18 protein-coding genes are annotated in these 22,650 nt (G+C 70.9%); 7 read left to right on the top strand and 11 right to left on the bottom strand.

The features are described from left to right. Nucleotides 1-4: 4 nt before the first annotated feature. From NON00_RS10500 to NON00_RS10490, 3 genes are all read right to left on the bottom strand, one after another. Nucleotides 5-1,036 (bottom strand): isopenicillin N synthase family oxygenase, encoded by a 1,032-nt coding sequence (locus tag NON00_RS10500; protein WP_256020457.1) that lies wholly within the window; start codon nucleotides 1,034-1,036, stop codon nucleotides 5-7. Nucleotides 1,037-1,109: 73 nt separating this feature from the next. Next, nucleotides 1,110-2,468 (bottom strand): O-acetylhomoserine aminocarboxypropyltransferase/cysteine synthase family protein, encoded by a 1,359-nt coding sequence (locus tag NON00_RS10495; protein ID WP_256020456.1) that lies wholly within the window; start codon nucleotides 2,466-2,468, stop codon nucleotides 1,110-1,112. 206 nt (nucleotides 2,469-2,674) lie between these two features. Continuing rightward, nucleotides 2,675-4,750: a methyl-accepting chemotaxis protein gene (locus tag NON00_RS10490; protein WP_256020453.1), complete on the bottom strand. Its 2,076-nt coding sequence runs from the start codon at nucleotides 4,748-4,750 to the stop codon at nucleotides 2,675-2,677. 220 nt (nucleotides 4,751-4,970) lie between these two features. On the opposite strand from NON00_RS10490, the gene NON00_RS10485 reads away from it, so the two are divergent. From NON00_RS10485 to NON00_RS10465, 5 genes are all read left to right on the top strand, one after another. Next, nucleotides 4,971-5,885: an NAD(P)-dependent oxidoreductase gene (locus NON00_RS10485; RefSeq protein WP_256020451.1), complete on the top strand. Its 915-nt coding sequence runs from the start codon at nucleotides 4,971-4,973 to the stop codon at nucleotides 5,883-5,885. Between the two features lie 242 nt (nucleotides 5,886-6,127). Continuing rightward, complete coding sequence (locus NON00_RS10480; RefSeq protein WP_256020448.1) at nucleotides 6,128-6,892, top strand: ABC transporter substrate-binding protein; 765 nt, start codon at nucleotides 6,128-6,130, stop codon at nucleotides 6,890-6,892. Then, a complete protein-coding gene (locus NON00_RS10475) occupies nucleotides 6,862-7,548 on the top strand; it encodes an amino acid ABC transporter permease (RefSeq protein WP_256020445.1) in 687 nt (228 codons plus the stop codon). The genes NON00_RS10480 and NON00_RS10475 overlap by 31 nt, the downstream gene beginning before the upstream one ends. After that, on the top strand, nucleotides 7,545-8,291 hold the full coding sequence (locus NON00_RS10470; protein ID WP_256020442.1) for an amino acid ABC transporter ATP-binding protein: 747 nt from the start codon (nucleotides 7,545-7,547) through the stop codon (nucleotides 8,289-8,291). Before NON00_RS10475 ends, NON00_RS10470 begins: the two co-directional genes overlap by 4 nt. Beyond that, on the top strand, nucleotides 8,288-9,568 hold the full coding sequence (locus NON00_RS10465) for an FAD-binding oxidoreductase (RefSeq protein WP_256020440.1): 1,281 nt from the start codon (nucleotides 8,288-8,290) through the stop codon (nucleotides 9,566-9,568). The genes NON00_RS10470 and NON00_RS10465 overlap by 4 nt, the downstream gene beginning before the upstream one ends. Nucleotides 9,569-9,642: 74 nt before the next feature. Here the strand turns inward: NON00_RS10465 and NON00_RS10460 are convergent, their stop codons facing one another. Genes NON00_RS10460 through NON00_RS10450 form a run of 3 tightly spaced genes read right to left on the bottom strand, consistent with a single transcriptional unit; the run spans nucleotide 9,643 to nucleotide 12,514 of the window. Beyond that, the gene (locus NON00_RS10460; protein WP_256020528.1) at nucleotides 9,643-10,386 is read right to left on the bottom strand and encodes an ABC transporter ATP-binding protein; all 744 of its coding nucleotides are present in this window, start codon (nucleotides 10,384-10,386) and stop codon (nucleotides 9,643-9,645) included. Nucleotides 10,387-10,421: 35 nt separating this feature from the next. Then, on the bottom strand, nucleotides 10,422-11,414 hold the full coding sequence (locus NON00_RS10455) for an ABC transporter permease (protein WP_256020438.1): 993 nt from the start codon (nucleotides 11,412-11,414) through the stop codon (nucleotides 10,422-10,424). Then, nucleotides 11,411-12,514, bottom strand: coding sequence for an ABC transporter substrate-binding protein (locus NON00_RS10450; RefSeq protein ID WP_256020436.1), 1,104 nt, complete (start codon nucleotides 12,512-12,514; stop codon nucleotides 11,411-11,413). Before NON00_RS10450 ends, NON00_RS10455 begins: the two co-directional genes overlap by 4 nt. A 301-nt stretch (nucleotides 12,515-12,815) precedes the next feature. Here NON00_RS10450 and NON00_RS10445 point away from each other — a divergent pair, with 301 nt between their 5' ends. Further along, entirely contained in the window at nucleotides 12,816-13,739 is a 924-nt protein-coding gene (locus NON00_RS10445) for a homocysteine S-methyltransferase family protein (RefSeq protein WP_256020432.1), read from the top strand. A gap of 86 nt (nucleotides 13,740-13,825) precedes the next feature. On the opposite strand, the gene NON00_RS10440 is transcribed toward NON00_RS10445, so the two are convergent. Both NON00_RS10440 and NON00_RS10435 read right to left on the bottom strand, forming a co-directional pair. Continuing rightward, nucleotides 13,826-14,686, bottom strand: coding sequence for a sulfurtransferase (locus tag NON00_RS10440; RefSeq protein WP_256020430.1), 861 nt, complete (start codon nucleotides 14,684-14,686; stop codon nucleotides 13,826-13,828). A 118-nt stretch (nucleotides 14,687-14,804) separates the two neighbouring features. After that, a complete protein-coding gene (locus NON00_RS10435) occupies nucleotides 14,805-16,997 on the bottom strand; it encodes a glycogen debranching N-terminal domain-containing protein (RefSeq protein WP_256020428.1) in 2,193 nt (730 codons plus the stop codon). A gap of 375 nt (nucleotides 16,998-17,372) precedes the next feature. Here NON00_RS10435 and NON00_RS10430 point away from each other — a divergent pair, with 375 nt between their 5' ends. Next, nucleotides 17,373-19,085, top strand: coding sequence for an alpha-amylase family glycosyl hydrolase (locus NON00_RS10430; RefSeq protein ID WP_256020426.1), 1,713 nt, complete (start codon nucleotides 17,373-17,375; stop codon nucleotides 19,083-19,085). A gap of 121 nt (nucleotides 19,086-19,206) precedes the next feature. On the opposite strand, the gene NON00_RS10425 is transcribed toward NON00_RS10430, so the two are convergent. Genes NON00_RS10425 through NON00_RS10415 form a run of 3 tightly spaced genes read right to left on the bottom strand, consistent with a single transcriptional unit; the run spans nucleotide 19,207 to nucleotide 22,450 of the window. After that, nucleotides 19,207-20,328, bottom strand: coding sequence for an alginate O-acetyltransferase AlgX-related protein (locus NON00_RS10425; protein WP_256020424.1), 1,122 nt, complete (start codon nucleotides 20,326-20,328; stop codon nucleotides 19,207-19,209). Nucleotides 20,329-20,335: 7 nt separating this feature from the next. Then, on the bottom strand, nucleotides 20,336-21,754 hold the full coding sequence (locus NON00_RS10420) for an MBOAT family protein (protein ID WP_256020420.1): 1,419 nt from the start codon (nucleotides 21,752-21,754) through the stop codon (nucleotides 20,336-20,338). Between the two features lie 36 nt (nucleotides 21,755-21,790). Further along, complete coding sequence (locus NON00_RS10415) at nucleotides 21,791-22,450, bottom strand: SGNH/GDSL hydrolase family protein (protein ID WP_256020418.1); 660 nt, start codon at nucleotides 22,448-22,450, stop codon at nucleotides 21,791-21,793. Nucleotides 22,451-22,650: the final 200 nt, after the last annotated feature.

The following is a 22,650-nucleotide window of genomic DNA, read 5'->3' as shown; positions in this document are numbered from 1 at the left end:
GGGTTCAGCCCAGCAGGTCGGCGTGGTAGCGCCGGGCCACATCGGGGTGGGAGCGCAGCCGCCCCTTCAGGTAATTGGCGCCGACCGTGCGGAAGAGCGGATTCTCCGGGTCGCTCGCCGGCCCCTTGGCCTCGGCGGCGAGTTCGGGCGGCAGGGCGAGCAGCGGCACCTCCGCATCGAGCCGGGCGCCGAGGAAGAAGGCGATGGAATAGCGGTCCCGCCCCGCCGGCGGGCTGACGACGCGGTGGACCGTGGCCTTGAGGTAGCCATTCGAGGCCAGTTCGAGCAGTTCCCCGATATTGACCACGAAGGTACCGGGCAGGGGCACGGCATCCACCCAGCCTTCCGGCTTCTCCACCTGGAGGCCGCCCACATCGTCCTGCAGCACGAAGGTCAGCAGGCCGCTATCCTTGTGCGAACCCACGCCCTGGTCCGCCGCGCCCTGTTCCACGCCCGGGTAGCGGATGATTTTCATCGTCTGGTTCGGCCCGCCCTCATAGATGGGGCGCAGCGCGTCCGGGTCGCCCAGCAGGGCTTCGGTGAAGGCGCGGACGAGGCGGATGGCCACCTCGGTCAGCCGCGCCTGCCATTCCAGCAGGATCGGCTTCAGCTCCGGCAGCGCCGCATCCGGCCAGAGGTTGGGGCCCTGGAGCCGCGCCCAGGGCGGTGTGCCCGGCCCGGTCGGCAGGGGCTCCCGCTCGGCATGGATGTCGAACTGCTCGCGCCAGTCGGGCTTGCCGCGCGTCAGCTCCAGGCCGGCGCGGTTATAGCCGCGGAAATGCGGCGAGTGGATCATCTGGACCTTGAGTTTTTCCTCCTCGGGCAGCTCGAAGAAACGCCGCGCCACCTCGCGCAGCCGCGCCTCCAGCTCCGCCGGAACCCCGTGGCCGGTGAGATAGAAGAAGCCCACATCGCGCGCCGCGTGGCGCAGCTCGGCGAGGAAGGCGGCGCGTTCCGCCGGGCCCTGCTCCAGCCGGCTGATATCGAGCAGCGGCAGGTTGGTGCGGGCGGGGGCTTCGAGCGTGGCCGTGGTCATTTTTGATGTGTTCCACTGACAGAAAAAAGAAAGGGGGTCCGGGGGAAATTCATTTCCCCCGGTCTTGTCGTGCTCATGCCGCCTGTCGCAGCGCCGCCGCATCGAGGCCGCGCCGCAGGTCGGCCAGGATATCCTCCGGATGCTCCAGCCCGATGGAGAGCCGCACATAGCCGGGCGTCACGCCGCTGGCTTCCTGCTCGGCGGGCGAGAGCTGGGCATGGGTGGTGCTGGCCGGATGGATGGCGAGGCTGCGGGCATCGCCGATATTGGCGACGTGATAGAAGAGCTTCAGCGCATCGATGAAGCGCGCGCCGGCCGCGTGGCCGCCGGCCAGCTCAAGGCCGACCAGCCCGCCGAAGCCGCCGCGCAGATAGCGTTCCGCCCGTTCCCGCTGGAGCCCGGATTGCCGCGAGGGATGAATGACGCGGGCCACTTCCGGCTGCCGCGCCAGCCACCCGGCGACCTTGCTGGCCGTCTCGCTGTGGCGCTGGATGCGCAGCGGCAGGGTTTCGATTCCCTGCAGGATCTGGAAGGCATTGAAGGGCGAGAGCGGCGCGCCGAGATCGCGCTGGAGCGAGGAGCGCACCGCGGCCAAATAGGGCTGCACGCCGAGGCGCTGCGCCACCTCCGTCCAGATGGTGCCGTGGTAGCTCGGATCCGGCTCGGTGAGGGCGGGCTGGCGCGCGGGGTGGGCCGACCAGTCGAAGCGCCCGGAATCGATGATGGCGCCGGCGATGCTGGTGCCGTGCCCGCCGAGATACTTGGTGGCCGAATAGACGATGATGGCCGCGCCGTGGTCGAAGGGCCGTGCCAGCAGCGGCGCCGCCGTGTTGTCGAGGATGAGCGGGATGCCGAGCGGCCGGCCGAGTTCCGCCACCTCGGCGATGGGGAAGACGGCGAGCTTGGGGTTGGGCAGGGTCTCGCCATACCAGGCGCGGGTGCGCGCATCGCTGGCGCGGGCGAAGGCCGCCGGGTCGGCGGGATCGACGAAGCGCGTCTCGATGCCGAAGCGCTTCAGCGTGTTGGCGAAGAGGTTCCAGGTGCCGCCGTAAAGATCGGTGGAGGAGACGATATTGTCCCCGGCGCGGGCGAGGCCGAGCACGGCGAAGGCGGAGGCGGCCTGCCCTGAGCCGAGGGCCAGCGCCGCGGCGCCGCCCTCCAGCGCGGCGAGGCGTTTTTCCAGCACATCCACCGTCGGGTTGCCGGTGCGGGAATAGGTGAAGCCCAGTTGCTCCAGCGCGAAGAGGGCGCGGGCGTGCTCGCTGCTGTCGAACTGGTAGGAGGTGCTCTGCACGATGGGCACGGCGACGGCGCCATGGCCCGGCGCGGCGCGCCAGCCGGCATGCAGGGCCAGGGTTTCGGGGTGCGCCGTCTCACCGGCGGCGGGGAGCGCGCGGGGCGGGGTCGGCGGCGTGGTCTGGCCCTGGGTCATGGCGGCTCCCGTTATAATCCGCGATATAAAATCGCATTTTTCGCGGGATCATTTGAAATTCACGAATTTAATCGTGTCAACACTTTCCTCTCCCGTGAATTGGCACGGGACGCGAAAGGGGGGCCGGCGAACCGGCCCCCCCCCTCGTCCCTCTCCCCCGCGTCCTTCCCCGCGCCGCTCCGCACCCCTGGCGGGGGGCGCGGCGCTCAGGCGGCGCGCACGGCGGTGCCGAACTCGCCCACATGGCCCGTCAGCGCCTCCGCCTGGCGCGCCAGCTCGGAGGCCGCCGCCAGCACCTGCTGCGCCGCCGCCCCCGTCTCCGCCGAGCCATGGCGCAGCGCGCCGACATTGCTGCTCACCGCCTCGGTCGCGCGCGCGGTGTGCTGCACGGTGCGGGCGATCTCGGTGGTGGCGCTGCTCTGTTCCTCCACCGCGGCGGCGATGGCGACGGCGATGCTGCTCACCTCCTCGATGGTGCGGGAAATGCCGGCGATGGCCGTCACCGCCTGCGCCGTCGAGGCCTGGATCTGCGCGATCTGGCTGCCGATCTCCTCGGTGGCGCGGGCGGTCTGGCCGGCCAGGCTCTTCACCTCCGAGGCGACGACGGCGAAGCCCTTGCCGGCCTCGCCCGCCCGCGCCGCCTCGATGGTGGCGTTCAGCGCCAGCAGGTTGGTCTGCCCGGCGATGTCGGAAATCAGCTGCACCACATCGCCGATCTTCTGCGCGCCGGCGGCCAGGGTCTGCACCGTGGCGTCGGTGCGCTGCGCATCCTCCACGGCGCGGCCGGCGACGCTGGTGGCCTGCCCGACCTGCCGGCTGATCTCCTGGATCGAGGCGGCGAGCTGCTCGGCGGCGGCGGCGACGGTGCGCACGCCATTGCTCGCCTCGCCGGCGGCGTCCGCGACATGCCCGGCCTGCTCGTTGGTCGCGCCCGCCGTGCCGCTCATGGCGCGCGCCGTGGCCTCCAGCTCGCTGGAGGCGGAGGAGACGATGCCGGCCATCTCCCCCACCTGCGCCTCGAAGCCGCGCACCAGCTCTTCCAGCCGCGCGGCGCGGCGGGTGCGCTCCGCCTGGGCGGCGGCGGCGGCGGCCTCCATGCGCTGGCGCTCGACCGAGCCGGCGCGCAGCACCTCGATGGACTGCGCCATCTCGCCCACCTCGTCCGCGCGGGCGCCGTGCGGCACCGCCTGCTCCAGCGCGCCGCCGGCGATGGCGGTGACGCTCTCCGTCAGCGCGCGCAGCGGGGCGATGAGGCGGCGCAGCAGCAGCAGCAGCCCGGCCAGGGCGAAGGCCAGCGCCAGCGCGGCGATGCCGAGATGCAGCACCAGGGCGCGGCGCGCCTCGGCGGCCAGGGCGTCGCCCTCCTCCACGGCGCTGACCAGCGTCTGGTCGCGCATGGGGATGAGGGTGGCCAGGGCCTGGGTCGTCCAGTCCGGGTAGCCCTGGAAGCCCGCGGGCCAGTCCTGGGCCGCAGCGCCCGGCGCCGCCATGGCCCGCGCCTGGGCCGTGGCGACATAGCCGCGGTAGAGCGGCTCCGCCGTGCTGAAGAACCCGGCCTCGACGCGGGCCAGGGCGGCGGAGAGCGCGGCATCCTCCATGCCCTCCACCTGGCGGCGCACATTGGCCCAGGCCAGGGTGATGCGCCCGCCCAGGTCGATCGCCCGCGCCACGACATCGGGCTGCGGCGCCTGGCCGGACAGCCAGGCATTGATCAGCAGGCTGCGCGCGCCCGCCTCGTCCCGCACCCGGTTGATCTGCTGCGCCACCTGCACCAGCAGCGCCACGGAGGGGGCGGACTGGCTGATCTGCGCCTCGGCATGGCGCGTCACGCCATCGATCTCGCGCGAGATGCGGCTGCGCTGCTCCAGGATGGAGGCGGCCAGCGCCATGTCCTGCTGCCCCGGCCGGCGCGCCACGGTTTCGGCCACCTGGGCGCGCAGCCGCGCCACGGTCTGGATCGCCTGTTCCATCTGCGCGGTGGGCACCTGCCGGCTGCGCAGCAGGGCCAGCGCCTCGTTCAGCGCCGCATCGGTGATGCGCGCGCTCTCGGCGGCGCGGGCCTGGTCAAGCTGCCCGCTGCGCGCGGCGGCGCTGAGCACGCCGCTTTCCACCACCAGCCGCGTGTAGCCGCGCATGGTGGCGTTGATGATCCGGGCGAAGACGGTGGCCTGTTCCGCCTGCTGCCAGGTCTCCCAGGACTGGCTGGCCTTCCACCCCAGGCCGGCAACGCCGGGCAGGGCGGTCAGGGTGAAGCCGGCGAGCAGGAGAGTACGGATACGCATATCGACAGAGTCCCTTCAGACCCTGGCAAGGTGCGGTGATTTCGTTAATCGAAGTTGAATGACATGGAATAATTTTAGTGTTTTTTTAATGGTTTGCTGATGTTGCATATTGCATTGCAGCAAGAGCGCCCGCTTCCCCCGGATTGCCCGCCCGCGCCCCTTCGCCTAGGGATGGCTTCCAGGCCCTGCCCACCCCAGCGGCACATCTGGAGAAAATCCCATGCGCGCCATCTTCGTCGATGCCGGCGCGGCGCTCGGCGCCGTCATGCAGCGGCTGCGCCGCGACAGCGACATCCCCGTCACCATCAACCTCCAGCCCGATGTGACGCCGGAGGAACTGCCCGCCCTCGCCGCCGGGCATGAGATCATCATCATCGACCACACCGCCCTGCCGACGGCGATCGCGAAGCGGATCCCCTCGCTGCGGCACGTCGTCTTCCTCGGCACCGGCGCGCGCAGCTACATGAACCCGGAGGAACTCGCGGCGGAATGCGGCATCGCCGTGCACATCATCAAGGGCTATGGCGACACCGCCGTGGCCGAGATGGCCTTCGCCCTGATGTGGGCCGCCGCCAAGGGCCTCGCCGCCATGGATGGCGGCATGCGCGCCGGGCGCTGGCTGCGCACCGATGGCGTGGAACTCACCGGCAAGACCGTGGGCCTGCTCGGCTATGGCGGCATCGGCGCCGAGATGGCGCGGCTCTGCCACGGCGCCGGCATGAAGGTGCTGGCCTGGAACCGCACGCCGCGCCAGGCGGAGGGCGTCACCTTCGTGCCGCTGGAGCGGCTCCTGGCGGAGAGCGATGTGCTCTCCGTGCATCTGCTGCTGAATGACGAGACGCGCGGTTTCCTCTCGGCGGCGCGGCTGGCGCGGATGAAGCCCTCGGCCATCCTGGTCAACACGGCGCGCGGCGCGGTGGTGGACGAGGCCGCCCTGGTCGCCGCCCTGCGCGAGAAGCGGCTGGCCCATGCGGCGCTCGATGTCTTCGAGATCGAGCCGCTGCCGGAGGGGCATGTGCTGACGACGCTGGAGAATGTCACCCTCTCCGCCCATTCCGCCTTCCGCACGCCGGAGGCCAGTGACAATCTCATCGAGGCGGCGCTGAACCACTGCCGGCGCATCGCAGGGCCGTAAGCCGGGCGCGGCTCCGCCCCGCGCACCGCCGGAGGGACAGGGGAAGGGGTGGGGCAAAGGGGGGGGAGGGGCCCCCTGGACCCCGCCTCCGTGACGTCCTGCCAGGGGGAAGCCCCTTCAATGGAGGGAAGGAAAGGGGATAATTTTTAGCCCTGTCAAAAAACCGTCTTGTGGCTGCGGGCGTGCCATGCGGTGATGCGGCGCAGGCGGCGAGGCGCCGCCCTCCATGGAGTGGAACCGCGATGACCCTCTCCCGCCGCGCCATCCTCGGTGGCGCCGCGCTGGCCCTCGGCACCCCCGCCCTGGTCCGCGCCCAGCTTCCGGTGCTGAAGGTGGGCTCCACGCCCACCGGCGTGCCCTTCACCTTCCTCGACACCAAGAGCAACACCATCACCGGCTTCATGGTGGACCTGATCACCGCCATCGGGAAGGATCAGGGCTTCGGCGTTGAGGTGCAGAGCACGCCCTTTGCCGCGCTCATCCCCTCGCTCACCACCAGCCGTATCGACATCATCGCCGCCGCCATGACCGCGACGCCGGCGCGGCGCGAGCAGATCGATTTCTCCGAGCCCGTCTATGCCTATGGCGAGGGCGCGGTGGTGAAGGAGGGCGAGAGCCTGCCGGGTACCAGCATGGCGGCGCTGAAAGGGCTCTCCGCCGGCGCGCAGCTCGGCACCACCTATGCCGAGGCGGCGAAGAATGCCGGGCTCGATGTGCGCACCTATGACAGCGTGGCCGACATCATCCGCGATGTCTCCCTAGGCCGCATCAAGGTGGGCTTCGGCGACGGGCCGATCGTCGGCTACCAGATCGGCCAGGGCGTCTTCCGCGGCGTGAGGCTGCTGCCGGGCTACAAGCCCTCCGTCGTCGGCAGCATCAACATCGGCACCCGCAAGGGCGACCCGGTGATGGCCAGGATCAATGCCGGGCTGGCCAGGCTCATCGGCGATGGCACCGTCCAGCGGCTGATCGAGACGTGGAACCTGCCGCCCGCCGTGCAGGGATGAGCTTTTCCGGCTTGCTGGCCGCGGCACGGGATTTCCTGCCGATCCTGCTGCAGGGCGTGTGGGTGACGGTCGCCGTCACCCTCTGCGCCCTGGTCATCGCCACGCTGCTCGGCCTCGTCTGGGCCCTGATGCGCACCTCCGGCACGCGCTGGCTGGAATGGCCGGCCAAGGCGGTGGTGAACACGCTGCGCGGCATCCCCATCCTGGTGCAGCTGTTCTACATCTATTTCGTGCTGCCGGATCTCGGCATCGATCTCACCGCCTTCCAGGCCGGCGTCATCGGCCTCGGCATCGCCTATTCCGCCTATATGGGGGAGGTGTTCCGCTCCGGCATGCTGGCGGTGGACCCGGGCGCGGTGGAGGCGGCGGAAAGCCTCGGCCTCTCGCGCCCGCGCATCCTCACCCGCGTGATCCTGCCGCAGGCGACGCGCATCGTCCTGCCGCCCTATGGCAACATGCTCATCATGATGCTGAAGGACAGCAGCCAGGCCAGCGTCATCACGGTCGCCGAGATCTCGGCGCAGTCGCGCATGATCGCCTCCTCCACCTTCAAGAACCAGGAGGTCTTCACCCTGGCGGCGCTGCTCTACCTCGCCCTCAGCGTGCCGCTCATCCTCCTCGTCGGGCGGTTGGAAAAAAGGTTCGGCCGGCGATGATCGAGATCGACAGGCTGGAGAAGAATTACGGCCCGCTGCGCGTGCTGGACGGGATTTCCTTCCGCGTGCCGGAAGGCAAGGTGGTGTGCATCCTGGGGCCGTCCGGCTCGGGCAAATCCACCCTGCTGCGCTGCGTGAACGGGCTGGAGAGCTACGAGGGCGGCACCGTGCGCGTCGATGGCGTCACCGTCGCGCGGGCCGACCGAGCCCGCCTGCGCGCCGTGCGCCAGCGCGTCAGCATGGTGTTCCAGCGCTTCAACCTCTTCGCCCACCGCACGGCGCTGGAGAATGTGACGGAGGGGCCGATCTACGCCCTCGGCCAGGAGCGCCGCGCGGCGGAGGCGCTGGCGCGCGATCTGCTCGCCCGTGTCGGCCTCGCCGGCCGGGAGGGCGCCTATCCCGCGCAGCTCTCGGGCGGGCAGCAGCAGCGCGTGGCCATCGCCCGCGCCCTGGCCATGCGCCCGCGCGCCGTGCTCTTCGACGAGCCGACCAGCGCGCTGGACCCGGAACTGGTGGGCGAGGTCCTCACCGTCATGCGCGACCTCGCGCGCGAGGGGATGACGATGATGGTCGTCACCCACGAGATCGGCTTCGCGCGCGAGGTCGCGGATCATGTGGTGTTCATGGACCGCGGCAGGGTGGTGGAGGAAGGCCCGCCCGCCGAGGTGCTGGTGGCGCCACGCCAGCCCCGCACCCAGGATTTCCTCCGCCGCGTGCTGCGCCCGCTGGAGACAACGCCATGAGCAAGCTTCTCCCCCCGAGCCTCTATGCCGAGACGGCCATCCCCGCCCATCCCGCCCCGCCGCTCTCCGGCGAGCACCGGGTGCCGGTGGCCATCATCGGCGGCGGCTTCACCGGCCTGTCCACCGCGCTGCACCTGGCCGAGCGCGGCGTGGCGGCCACGCTGATCGAGGCGGCGGAACCCGGCTGGGGCGCCTCCGGCCGCAATGGCGGGCAGGTCAATCCGGGCCTCAAGCCGGACCCGGACGAGGTCGTGGCCAGCCATGGCGAGGATCTCGGGCAGCGGATGCTGGCGCTGTCCTATGGCGCGCCGGACCGGGTCTTCGACATCATCCGCCGCCACCAGATCACCTGCGAGGCGCGGCAGAACGGCACGCTGCGCGCCGCGCTGCGCCCGGCCAATGCGCGCGCCGTGGCGGCCACCGCCGAGCAGTGCGCGCGGCGCGGCATGCCGGTCGAATTCCTCGATGCCCGCGCCACCACGGAACTGCTGGGCACGCCGCTCTATGCCGGGGCGATGCTCGACCGGCGCGGCGGCGATGTGAACCCGCTTTCCTATGCGCGCGGGCTGGCGCGGGCGGCGGCACAACTCGGCGCGCGCATCCATGGCGGCACGCCGGCGCTCTCCCTGGCGCGGGAGGGCGCGCTGTGGCGCGTCACCACCCCTGGCGGCATGCTGCTGGCCGAACAGGTGGTGCTGGCCACCAATGGCTATACGGAGGATCTCTGGCCGGGGCTGCGGCGCAGCCTGGCGCCGGTCTTCTCCTCCATCACCAGCACCGAGCCGCTGCCGGAGGAGGTGGCGCGCCAGATCGTGCCGCTGCGCGGCGCGGTCTATGAAAGCGGGCGGATCACCGTCTATTACCGCATCGACCAGGGCAACCGCCTGCTGATGGGCGGGCGCGGCCCGCAGGCGCCGATCCAGGGGCCGGAGGCCATCCGCTACCTCATCACCTATGCCGAGCGCCTGTGGCCGGTGCTGCGCGGGCGGCGCTGGACGCATGGCTGGAACGGCCAGCTGGCCATGACCGCCGACCACTACCCGCATCTGCACGAGCCCGCCCCCGGCCTGCTGGCGGCGCTGGGCTATAACGGGCGCGGCGTCGCCATGGCCACGGCCATGGGCGCGCAATTGGCGCGGCGCCTGGAGGGGGCCGCGCCGGAAGCCATCGACATGCCCTTCAGCCCCATCCGCCCCATGCCCTTCCATGGTTTCTGGAAGCTCGGCGTGGCGGCGGCGGTGTGGAAGGGCCGGGTGCTGGACGCGCTGGGGGTTTAAGCGCGCGGGGCTAAGCGTGGGGGGCGTCTCACGCCCTCTTCCCCGGGAGGCGGAGAAGAGGGCGAAAGCCGCCTTCAATCCGCCAGCCCGAGCAGCCCCAGCGCCTCCCGCCGCAGCGCGACCAGGTGCGGGTCGTCGCGATGGCGGGGATAGGGCCGGTCCACCACCAGCTCCGCCGTGATGCGCGCCGGCCGCGGCGAGAAGACGAGGACGCGCTGCGCCAGGATCAGCGCCTCCTCGACATCATGGGTGACGAGAAGGGCGGTCAGCCCGCTGCGCTGCCACAGCCGCACCAGCTCCGCCTGCATGGACAGCCGCGTCAGGCTGTCGAGCTTGCCCAGCGGCTCGTCCAGCAGCAGCAGGCGCGGGTCGTTCACCAGGGCGCGGGCCAGCGCCACGCGCTGCGCCATGCCGCCGGAGAGCTGGTGCGGATAGGCGCTCTCGAATCCCGTCAGCCCGACGAGGTCGATCGCCTCCTGGATGCGGTGGCCGCGCGTGCGCAGCAGCCCGCGCGCCTCCAGCCCCAGCGCCACATTGGCGCGCACCGTGCGCCAGGGGTAGAGCGTCGGGTCCTGGAAGACCAGCACGCGCGAGGGATCGGGCGCGGTGATGGCGCGGCCATCGCCCAGCACCTCGCCCCCCGTCGGCTGGTCCAGCCCGGCCAGCAGCCGCAGCAGGGTGGACTTGCCACAGCCCGAAGGCCCCAGCAGGGCGATGAACTCACCCGGCCGGGCACTGAAAGAAACATTGTCCAGCACGGGCAGCGGGCGGCCCTCCAGCTGGAACTGCTGCGAGGCGTTGCGGATCTCCACCGCCATGCCGGCGGCATCGGCGCTGTCGCGCAGGGCAGGGCTCACCACCGGACGGTCCCCTTCTGCCAGGCCAGCACGCGGTCCCGCCCCTTGAAGAGCAGCGTGACCAGGGTGGAGCACATCACCGCCATCACCAGCAGCGCGGCATACATGTTGCCATAGGCCGCCCAGCCCTGCGCCCATTGCAGGTACCAGCCGAGCCCCGCCTTCACCCCCAGCATCTCCGCCACCACGAGGACGGAGAAGGAGGCGCCCAGGCCCATGAAGAGGCCGACGAAGACCTGCGGCAGCGCCGCCGGGATGGCCACCTTCAGCACCAGGAAGCGCGGGCTGGCGCCAAGGGTGCGGGCGATGTCGTAATAGGCCTTGTTGACCCCCGCGACCCCGGACCAGGTGAGCACCGTGACCGGGAACCACGCCGCCAGCGCCACCAGGAAGGTGCTGGCGCTGCCGCTGCTGGGGAAGGCGAAGAAGGCGATGGGCAGCCAGGCGGTGGCCGGCAGCGGGCCGATCAGCCGCAGCACCGGGTGCACCCAGTAGCCGATGGCGCGCGACCAGCCGAGCGCCACCCCCGCCACGAAGCCGGCCGCGGCGCCCAGCGCATAGCCGCTGGCCAGCAGCCAGAGCGAGCGCAGCACGCTCTCGCCGAGGCGCGGCCAGTCCTCCAGATAGACCTCCAGCAGCCCCTGCGGCGAGGCGAAGAAGGGCAGCGGCAGCAGGGCGAGCTTGGCCGTCAGCAATTCCCACACGGCGAGGGCGAGGCCGAGCACGGTCAGCCACGGCCCGGCGGCGCGCAGCTTCTGCCCGGCGCGGCCGAGCCAGGGCGCGCCAAGCGCGGCCAGCACCAGCGCGGCGCCGAGCAGCGCGGCGCCGAGGCCGAGTTCCTGCGTGCGCCCCACCTCGATCTCGTCCGGCAGCAGGCCGGTCAGCAGGCCGGCGCCGCCCCAGGACAGCGCCGCCAGCAGCCCGCCCCACCACAGGCCGGGCAGCGTGCCGGCAGAGGCGGGGGCGGCGGTCAGGGTGGTGCTGCTCATGCGGGGATGCTCAGCACATCGGCGGTGACGCGCTCGGCGAAGCGCTTCGGGTCGGTATTGGCGCGCATCACGCCGACGGCCTTCAGCTCCTGCGCGTAGTATTCGATCTCGCTGCGGATATTCGGGCCGGCCGGGCTGTGGCCATGGGTGTGGCTCTGCAGCATGGCCACCAGATCCTCGCGCGTCACCCGCCCCGGCGCGTAGTCGAGGAAGGCATCGGCCGCCACATTGGGATCATGCGCCACCACATGCTGCGCCTCGATCAGCGCGCGCGTCAGCGCGGCGACGGTGCGCGGCTCGCTCTTCAGCAGACTGCCCGAGACGCCGATGATGCAGCAGGCGAGGTTGGCCCATTCGCCGGAGAGGTTGGTCGCCACCTCGACCAGCTTCTGGTCGCGCACCAGCGTCCAGGCGATCGGGTCGCCGGCGGCGAAGGCATGGGCCTCGCCACGCTCCAGCGCCAGGCCGAAGACATGCGCGGGGAAGACGCGCCAGGTGACATCCTTGTCCGGGTCGATGCCCTTGCGCTTCAGCAGCATCGAGAAGAAGTTCTTGTCGGCGCCGCCCATGTCGGAGACGGCGATGGTCTTGCCGCGCAGCGAGTTCAGGTCGGCGCTGAGCCCGGCCGAGGCGGGGCCGGCCAGCCGCATGCAGCCGCCATGCGTGCCGCCGGTGATCTTCACGTCGAAGCCCATTTCCAGCGGCTTCAGCCAGCGCAGCGCCATGCCGACGCCGGCATCCGCCTTGCGGGTGGCGATGGCCTCCAGCAGCGCCTCGGTGGAACCGCCGAAATTCACCAGCTCCACCTCCAGCCCGTGCCGGGCGAGGATGCCGCTGCGCCGCGCCACCTCGACGGGGGAGGTGCAGATGGAGGTGGCGTTCCAGGCCAGCGTCAGCTTGCGCAGGGGCTGGCCGGGGTCAGCGGCGCGCAGCGGGGTGAGGCAGCGCCCGTCATTGGCCAGCATCGCCTCGAAGGCGCGGCGCTCGGGGCTGAGCGCGGTGAAGCCGGCCAGCGGCACGGCCAGCCCGGCCGTGCCAAGGGCGCCCAGCAGGCGGCGGCGGGAGAGGCGGCCCGGGGAGGAAGGGGCGGAAAGGGGCATGGTGGACTCCTGGCGGTGAAACACGAAGTGGAATCGCTGTTTCATTCCGAAACCAGTCAAAAAGCACGATTGATTGTGAGTCAATATAAAAACGGCCCCACCCACCGCCGGAAATCCACGCCGCGCCAACCCCGCCCCGCGCAGGAGAAGGCGACTATAAGGACGCGAAAAGAGAGTATAATTTTCCCCGCCTTGCCGCGCCCACCCCGGGGGCTCCCGGCTCGCGGCCCCTCCGCGCGCATTGCCCGCCCGCCGCCCCCGCTCTATCCAGCCGCGCATGATCCCGCAGGAGTGCCAATCCATGCCGCAGCCCCTTCTCATCCTGGATGGCGGCATGAGCCGCGAGCTGATGCGCCTCGGCGCGCCCTTCCGCCAGCCGGAATGGTCCGCCCTGGCGCTGATCGAGGCGCCGGATTTCGTCCGCCAGGCCCATGCCAACTACATCGCCGCCGGCGCCGAGGTGGTGACCACCAACAGTTATGCCCTGGTGCCCTTCCATATCGGCGAGGCCCGCTTCGCCGCCGAGGGCCGCGCCCTGGCCGCCCGCTCCGGTGAACTGGCGCGGCAGGCGGCCCAGGCCGCGCCGCACCCGGTGCGCGTCGCCGGCTCCCTGCCGCCGCTCTTCGGCTCCTACCGGCCCGATCTCTTCGATGCCGCCGCCGCCCCCGCCCTGCTGGCCGAGCTGATCGCCGGCCTCGCCCCGCATGTCGATCTCTGGCTGGCCGAGACGCAAAGCTCCATCGCCGAGGTCGAGGCCGTGCGCGCCGCCCTCGCCGGGGATGACCGCCCGCTCTGGATCTCCTTCACCCTCCAGGACGAGCCCGCCGCCGCCGCCGGGGTGATCGCCGGCACGGCGCCGGCGCGGCTGCGCTCGGGCGAGGCGGTGGGGGAGGCGGTGGCCGCCGCCCTGCGCCTCGGCGCCGCCGCCTTGCTGTTCAACTGCAGCCAGGCCGAGATCATGCTGGCGGCCCTGCGCGAGGCGCGGCAGGCGCTGGACGCGGCGGGCGCCGCCGCGCTGCTCGGCGTCTATGCCAATGCCTTCGTGCCGCAGCCCAAGACCGGCGCGGCCAATGAGGGGCTGAGCGCCATCCGCCCCGACCTCGACCCCGCCGCCTACCTCGCCATCGCGCAGGGCTGGGCGGAAGCCGGCGCCGGCATCATCGGCGGCTGCTGCGGCATCGGCCCGGAGCATATCGCCGCCCTGGCCACCGGGCTGCGGGCCTGACGAAGGGGTTTCCAAAGGCCTCAGGCCTTTGGTCGGGAGAGTTTGAGAGGGGCGAAGCCCCTCTCAAGACCACGCGGCCAAAAGCCTCACCCTGGCTCGGCCCCGATGGCCACCGGCCGGGCCGGGTCCGCGCTCCATGCGGACCAGGAGCCGGGATACATCGGCGCGCTGATACCGAGCATCATCAGCACCGCCACGTCATGCGCCGCCGAGACCCCGGCGCCGCAATAGACCCCCACCGGCCGCGTTCCGTCCGCGCCCTGCGCCGCATAGAGGGCGCGCAGCTCCTCCAGCGGGCGGAAATGGCCCGTGGCATCCAGGTTCTCCGGCGCGGGCAGGCTGCGCGCGCCGGGGATATGCCCGCGCGGCGCCTCGCCCGGTGCCACCGGGCCGCCGATGTAGTTGGGGCGGATGCGCGAATCCAGCAGCACGCCGGAGCGCGCCAGGGCAGCCGCGGCATCGGCCTCCATCACCGGCAGATGGCCGGGGGTGAGGGTGAGGTCACTCTCCGGCCGGGGGGCGGGAAGGCTGTGCTCCACCGACAGGCCGGCGGCGGCCCAGGCGGCGAAGCCGCCATCCAGCATCCGCACATGCCGCAGCCCGGCCCAGCGCAGCACCCACCAGGCACGCCCGGCCAGCAGATTGCCGTCATGGTCATAGACCACCACCCGCGTCTCCGGGCCGAGGCCCCAGCGCCGCGCCTTCTCCTGCAGGGCCTGGACCGGCGGCAGCGGGCGCGAGCCCTCGCGCGGCGAGGACGGGGCGGAGAAATCATCCGGCAGGCTGCTCTCCAGCGCGCCGGGCAGGCGGGGGGCCGCCTCATAGGGCGGGCGCAGGCTGGAATCCGGGCCACGCACCGCCAGGATCACCAGATCCTCCCCCGCCGCCCGTGCTGTCAGAATGTCCTGGGGCGTCGCCAGCACGGCGGCACGGGAGGATGCGGTCATGAAGCGGAGTCCTTGAAGGAAGCAGAGGAAGAGGTTCTTTTTTGAAAAAAAGAACCAAAAAACTTTTTCAGTCTATAGCCCCGCCGTGCCGGGAGACGGCGGCAGCCTGAAAAAGTCTTCAACTGCTGCGCAGCACCGCCTTCACGCCGCCGGAGCGGCCCAGCACATGCATGGCCACCTCGCCCTCCACCCGTTGGAAGCCGACATCCAGATGGCCTTCGCCCAGCCGCAGGTTGCGCAGTTGCAGCGCGCGCAGGAAAGGCGGCAGGACCGGCTGCTCAAAGGTCACGCAGCGCCCGGCGGGGTCGAAGCCCAGGCCCAGGCAGGCGCGCAGCAGTGCCAGCGGGGTGGTGGCCGCCCAGGCCTGGGGCGAGCAGGCAACCGGGTAAAGCACCGGCCCCTGGCCGCGCCGGCGGGGGAAGCCACAAAAAAGTTCCGGCAGGCGGCGCTGCTCCGCCGCCGCCGCCGCGTCGAACAGGGCGCTGAAAAGCTGCGCCGCCGCCGCGCGCAGGCCATAGCGCGCGAAGCCCTCGGCGATCAGGGCATTGTCGTGCGGCCAGACGGAGCCATTGTGGTAGCTCATCGGGTTGTAGCGCGCCTCGCCCGAGGCGATGGTGCGGATGCCCCAGCCGGTGAAGAAGGAGGGGTCCATCAGCGTCCGCGCCACCCGCTCCGCCCGCTCCGGCCGGGCGATGCCGGCGAAGAGCGCATGCCCGGCATTGGAGGCGCGCACCCGGCAGGGGCGCTTCGCCCCGTCCAGCGCCAGCACATAGGTGCCCAGCGCCTCGTCCCAGAAGGCGGCATCGAAGGCCGCGGCCAGGCGCTCGGCGCGGGTGTCATAGGCATCGGCCTCCGCCGGGCGGCCCAGGGCGCGCAGGATGCGGGCGGCGGCGCGCCAGGCGGCATAGGCATAGGCCTGGAGTTCCACCAGCGCGATCGGCCCTTCCGGCGTGCTGCCATCGGCGTGAAAGATGGCGTCGTGGCTGTCCTTCCAGCCCTGGTTCAGCAGCCCGTCCGGCCGCTTGCGGCGGTATTCCTGGAAGCCATCGCCATCGGCATCGCCCTCCGTCTCGATCCAGCGCAGCGCGGCGGCGATGCTGGGCCAGAGGTCACGCAGCGTCTCCACATCGGCGCTGCGGTCCAGATAGGCCCCGGCCAGCATGACGAAGAGCGGGGTGGAATCGGCGCTGCCGTAATAGCGGCGGAAGGGCACCTCGCCGAGCAGCGCCATCTCCCCCTGCCGCGTCTCGTGCAGGATCTTGCCGGGCTCGGCATCGGTCGCGGGGTCGGTGGTGGTGGCCTGGTGGGCGGCGAGGAAGCGCAGCACGCCGCGCGCGATGGCCGGGTCGTACCACAGCGTATGCCAGGCGGCGATCAGCGCGTCCCGCCCGAAGGCGGTGCTGTACCAGGGGATGCCGGCATAGGGGTAGGGGCCATGCGGCGTCTCTGTCACCAGCATGGCGAGGTCGGCGCCGGAGCGGCGGATGGCCTCGTCGAAAATATCGTTGCTGCTGGCGATGTGGACGCGCCGCGCCTCGTCCTGGCGCAGCCAGCGCCGCCCCTCGCGCAGCGCCTGCCCGAAGCCGAGGCGCGGGGCGCAGGGCCGGCCCTCCCCGGCGCAGCGGATCTCGAAGAAGAAAGCCTGCCGCGCGCCGGGGGCCAGGTCCAGCTCCCACACCGCGCGGTGGCCCTCCAGCAGGGAGGGGGCGGGGTCGAGGCGCAGCCGCGTCTGGCGCAGCACATGGTCCAGCCCGGTATAGGCGAGGGTGATGCCATCCACCCCGATGCCGGGGCGGTGCAGCAGGCCGCGCCGCGGCCGCCGGGCGCCGCGCGCCTCGAAGAGATCGGCGAAATCGGCGGCGAAGCGCAGCTCCAGCCGCAGCCGGTGCGCCACCTGGTCGAAATTGCGCAGCGCCAGCCGCTCATACCACGCGCCCTGCCAGAGGAAGCGGCTGCGGCGCAGGTGCAGCCGGTCATCCGGCACCCCCGCCCCGCCGGGCTCCAGCGCCGGCAATTCAGGGTTGGTGAGGTCGCAGCTCAGCGCCGCGTTGTTGTGGAGGAGCGACGCGCTCAGCAGCAGCGGCCGCTGCCCGTTCAGCAGCAGGCTGAAGCGTGAGAGATGGCGCGTGTCGCCATGGTACAGCCCTTCCGCCCCGCCGGTCAGGTCCCCCGCATGGTCGGCCAGGGCGAAGCTGTCCCCATGCTTGAGGGTGGTGGAACGGCCTTCCTGCAACGAGGCCGTGCCGGTGGCCGTCGTGGTGTCCTCGGGGGTGGTGCCCTCGGGCGGGGTGGCGGGGGCGTGCTGGTCCATGGCGGTGGCGCCTGTCAGCACGCCGTGAGAGCGGGAGGGAGGCAGGGCATTCGGCTTCTCCGTTGCTGTCTGGCCTGTTTATCCCTCGGTACGCATGACCAGTTGGTCAAGGCCGGCGCGCTGGCCGAAAGCTGTAGAAATTTAAAGATTGTTCTTTTTTGAAAAAAAGAACCAAAAAATTTTGGCCAGTTTGGCGTTGGGCCATGTCAGGGAGGAAACGGCAATCTGAAAAAATCCTTTCGATTATTTTTGCTTTGAAAGGAGGGATTTATATATATTTAATTTTAAGGCCAAGCTCCCGCCGTTGCGAAAATATCGCGCGCGCCGCCGAAATACAGATGTGCCCCTGAATTCCTGCCCATGGGGACAGAGGGCATGATATCACGAAAACGCGAGGCTCAGAGACAAGCACAGCCGCAGGAGGGCGGGCCGATGGTCGCGGGGGCGGATTGGTGGCGGGGGGCGGTGCTGTACCAGGTCTATCCGCGCAGCTTCGCCGATAGCGGCGGTGATGGCGTGGGCGACCTGCCCGGCATCACCGCGCGGCTCGGGCACATCGCCGCGCTCGGGGTGGACGCGCTGTGGCTCTGCCCCTTCTACGCTTCGCCGGGGCGTGATTTCGGCTATGACATCGCCGACCATCGCGCGGTGGACCCGCAGTTCGGCACGCTGGAGGATGTGGACCGTCTGCTGGCCCGTGCCCATGCGCTGGGGCTGAAGGTGCTGGTGGATCTGGTGTGCGGCCATACCTCGGACGCGCATCACTGGTTCCGCCGCAGCCGCGCCGGCCGCACCGCGCCGGAGGCCGATTGGTATGTCTGGGCCGACCCCGCCCCGGATGGCACCCCGCCCAACAACTGGCTGAGCGTCTTCGGCGGTGCCGCCTGGAGTTGGGAGCCGCGCCGGCGGCAATACTACCTGCACCATTTCCTGCCCAGCCAGCCCAGTCTCAACCTCGCCAACCCGGCGGTGCTGGAGGCGCTGCTGGCCGTGGCCGAGTTCTGGCTGAAGCGCGGTGTCGATGGCTTCCGGCTCGATGCGGTGGATTTCCTGGCGCATGACCCGGCCCTGCGCGCCAACCCGCCCCGCCCGCCGGCCGATGGCGTGGTGCCGGCGAAGCTCTTCGGCCTGCAATGGCACCGGCATGACATGATGCACCCGGAGACCTTCGCCATTCTCCGCCGCATCCGCGCCCTGGCGGAGCGCCATGGCGCCGTCACCCTGGGCGAGGTTTCCAGCCAGGATGGTGCCTTCGAGCGGGTGCTGCGCTACAGCGCGGGGGCGGATCTGCTTCACATGGCCTATACGCTGCGCCCGCTGCGCGGCGGCTTCGACCATGGCGCGGTGCAGGCCCTGCTCGCCGCCGCCGAGGGTGGGGCGGAGAGCGAGGGCTGGCCCTGCTGGTGCTTCTCCAACCACGATGTGGAGCGGGCGGTGACGCGCTGGAACCCCGCCGGGCGCGGGGCTCCGGCGGATCCGCGCTTCGCCCGCCTGCTGGCCGCCCTCCTGCTGACGCTGCGCGGCTCGGTCTGCCTCTACCAGGGCGAGGAGCTGGGCCTGCCCGAGGCCGAGCTGGCGCTGGAGGAAATCCGCGATCCCTTCGGCCTCACCTACTGGCCGGAGTTCAAGGGCCGCGATGGCAGCCGCACGCCGATGCCCTGGCAGGCGGAGGCGCCCCAGGCGGGCTTCACCACCGGCACCCCCTGGCTGCCCATCCCGGCCGGGCACCGCCCCCTGGCGGTGGACCGGCAGGAGACCGACCCGGGCAGCCTGCTGCAGGCCTGGCGCCGCCTCCTGGCGCTGCGGCGCTCGCAGCCCGCGCTGCTGCGGGGCGGGCTGCGCCGGCTGGATCTGCCACCGCCCTTCGCCGGGCTGGTGCGCGACTATGCCGGGCAACAGGTGATGGTGCTGTTCAACCTCTCCGGCGCGCCGCTGCGCTGCGCCGTCTCGCCGCTGCGCCTGCTGGCCGGGGGCTGCTCGGAAGGGTTGGAGGTGGTGCAGGGCGTGGCCACCCTGCCGCCCTACGGGGTGCTGATGGGAGAGATGGAGGCGGTGACGGTCAGGGAAGATGTGAGTTCAGGCGGGTAAGCGGTTCTTTTTTGAAAAAAGAACCAAAAAACTTTTCCAGTGCAGCGTCCCGCTGCGACGGGAGGCGGCGGCAGCCTGAAAAAAGTCTTTTTGCTTCTTTTTCTTCAGAAAAAGAAGCTATCTACCATAGACTTAAAAGCTTTTTCTCAGCCTCGCTGAGAGGCTGCGCCACCACGCGCTCCGGGATTTCCCAGATGATCAGTTTGGGCGGGGTGTCCCGGAAGGCCTCGCTGTCGAAATAGGCGGTGGCCGCGCCGCTGAAGCCACCGCCCGCCTGGGCGAAGCTGATGACGGTGCTGTTCAGCGCCTGTTGCAGGCTGCCCAGGAAATTGCCGTTCAGCGAATAGGAGGAGCCGAGCAGCACCACCTCCGGTGCCGGCGCCTCGTCCAGCAGGCCGCCGCCTTCCTGCGCCGCGCCTTCCACGGCGGCGGTATGGGCGCGGTGCTCGCGGTCCGGGCGCGGGCGGAAGGGGTTGGGCATGTGCTCCAGGCTCATCAGCCGCAGCAGGTCGCCCGGGCCGTTGGTCTCCTCATCGGCCAGGCTGGTGGCGAAGGGCTCGCCGCGCGCCAGTTCCACCTCTGGCGGCAGGGTGGCGGCAATGGCGGCGGCGGCGGCGGCGGCGCCCTCCTGGTTCCAGTGCGTATCCGTGCGGTAGAAGGCGGGGGAGACGCCGCGCAGAGCGGGCAGCAGGTCCACCACCGGCAGGTTCTGCGCGCCGAGCAGCGCCAGGAAGGCGTCATGCCGCGCCCGCGCCTGGGCGGACCACGGGGCGCCGCAGAGGTTTTCCGGGTGGCGCCGCGCCTTGTCCGGCACCACGGCCACCAGCAGGCGGATGCCGCGCCCGGCCAGGGCCTGCGCCGCGCGGCCCAGCCCGGCGGCGCGGGCGGCCATGTCGGCTTCCGCCGTGGGCCAGGGGCGCAGTTCCTCGGTGAGGTAGAGCCAGTCCGCGCAGCCGACGCGCAACTGCGGCCCGCCGGAGCGGAACAGCCCCCAGCGCCACAGCCCGCCCGCCGCGCGCAGCGTGGCATCGGCCGGTAGCAGATGCGCCAGCACATGGTTGACCGCGCCGGTCAGCCGCCCGTCGAGGAAGGCGGCACCGTTCAGCACGGGGCGCAGCCGCGTCTCGGCCTGGCGGGTGGCGAGGGCGGCGGCGCCCTGCCAGACGCCGAGGCCCAGCAGCAGCACCGCGGCGGCGCCCTGGAACCGGGCGGAGAGGCGCATCCAGCGTGGCTCGTCCGTCATCGCCGCCTCAGAACTGGAAATAGAGGAAGGGCACGGCGGCGCGGCTGTAGAGCAGCACGACGCCCAGCAGGAAACCCAGCAGCGGCGCCACGCTCCACACCGGCCGCCAGAAGGGGGAAAGCTCCGCCGCCGGGCGCAGGAAGGGCAGCCGCCCGCGCAGCAGGGGCAGATAGACCATCACCATCCCGAGGCCGATGGTGGCCCACTGATCCGGCGTCACCTGCCAGGCGAGTTCGTCGCTGAGGGCGGTGCCGTGCAGGCCGAGCATGCCGGCATACATGCGGAGGGCCTCGCCCATATGCGCGGCGCGGAACACCACCCAGCCGAGGATGACGGCGAGGAAGGTGAGCAGGTGCCCGGCCAGCCAGGGCATCGGCCCGTGGCTGGCGCGCCAGTGGCGGTGCAGCACCAGCAGCCCGCCCTGCCAGGCGCCCCAGAGCAGGAAGGTCCAGTTGGCGCCGTGCCAGAAGCCGCCGATCAGCATGGTCAGGAAGAGGTTGACCGAGGTGCGCGCATGGCCCTGCCGGCTGCCGCCGAGCGGGATGTAGAGATAGTCCCGCAGGAAGCGCGACAGCGTCATGTGCCAGCGCTGCCAGAAATTCTGGATCGAGGCGGCGAGGTAGGGGTTGTCGAAATTCTCCGGGAAGCGGAAGCCGATCATCAGCGCGAGGCCGATGGCCATGGCGGAATAGCCGGCGAAATCGAAGAAGAGCTGCAGCGTGTAGGCGATGGCGCCGGCCCAGGCATCGGCCAGCGTCGGCTGCGGCAGGCGGAAGACGGCATCGACCATCGGGCTCAGGGTATCGGCCAGGATGACCTTCATGGCGAAGCCCATCATGAAGCGCCGCGCGCCGATGCCGAATTTCGCCAGGGAATGGGTGCGGTTCTTCAGGTCGTCGGCGATCTCGGCATAGCGCACGATGGGGCCGGCGATGAGCTGGGAGAAAATGGCCTTGTAGGTGGCGTAGCGCAGGAAGCTGCGGCTGACCGGCACATCGCCGCGCCGCACATCCACGAGGTAGCTGACCGATTGCAGCACGTAGAAGGACAGGCCGATGGGCAGCGCGATCTCCGCCCAGCCGATGCGCGCGAGGCCGAGGCCATCGAGCAGCATGTTGAAGCTGTCCACGCCGAAATTGGCGTATTTGAACCAGCCCAGCACGGCGAGGTTGCCGATGAGGCCGATCTGCATCCAGCGCCTGCCGGCGGGGGATTGCGCGCCCACCCGCTCCATCGCGCGCGCGACAAAGTAGGTGAAGAGCGTGACGCCGAGCAGCAGCGCCAGGAAGTCCACCCGCCACCAGGCATAGAAGGCCCAGGAGAGCAGCAGCACCGGCGTGTTGCGCCAGCGCGCGGGCGTGAGGAAATAGACCGCGAAGAAGAGCGGCAGGAACAGGCAGAGGAACTCGAAGGAGGCGAAGATCATGCCGGCCTCACGCCACGCAGCGCCGGAGCGGGCCGGTCAGCGGCGGATCTCGCGCAGCTGCGGCAGGCTGGCCAGGGTGGTGGCCAGCGCCGTGCCATAGGCCTTGTAGCCATCCACCGTGTAGTGCTGGCCGTCGAAGGTCGGCCACTGGCCGGGCTGCGACAGCTTGGTGGAATCGACATAGGTGCAGGGCGCGACGATGGTCGAGAGCAGCTGCGACATCTGCTGCACGCGGGTGAAGGTCTTCATGAAGGGCCCGCCCTCGGTGCCCCAGCTCGGGCCGATCCAGACGCAGGGCATGTTCATGGCGCGCAGCTGGTCGGTCAGCGCCGTCACCTCGTCCTTCACCGTGTCGGTGGGGAGCTGGCGCTGGACATAGCCGGCCATGGTATCGCCCATGGCGACGATGACGAGGTTGGGCTTGTGCTGGCGAACCATGTCGGCCAGCGGGACCGTGCGGGCATCATTGCCGCGCTTGGTCTGCACCGGGCCGGACTGGATGCGCACCGCCGTGCCGCAGGAGGCGACACGCGCCGTCAGGAAGACGCTGGCGGGCGAGCCGCAGGCGGCATAGGTGGCGACCTTGGCGCCCTGCTGCACCAGCTGGTCCTGCAGCGTGGTGACGAGGTAGCCCTGCGTGGCGAAATGACTGTCCCCAAGGATCAGCAGGGAAAGACCGGCGAGCAAGGACTGCATCTGGAACCTATCCGATACGAGGAAGGAGGCGGCGCGGACAGCCAGGCCGGCGCGCCACCAGAATAGACTGACCGGCTTCGCGCACAAAGCCGCTATCATTTCGAAGTCATGTTTCTTTTTCCGGGATTAAGGCCTGTTAGAGCTTGAATGCTGTTCCCATGTTCTGGGCATGGTGGAGAGCAGCGACAATCAGGTTTTCA

Origin of the sequence: Roseomonas sp. GC11 (assembly GCF_024437745.1) — a bacterium.
Taxonomy (GTDB): domain Bacteria; phylum Pseudomonadota; class Alphaproteobacteria; order Acetobacterales; family Acetobacteraceae; genus Pseudoroseomonas.
This window is presented reverse-complemented; position numbering and strand designations above follow the sequence as displayed.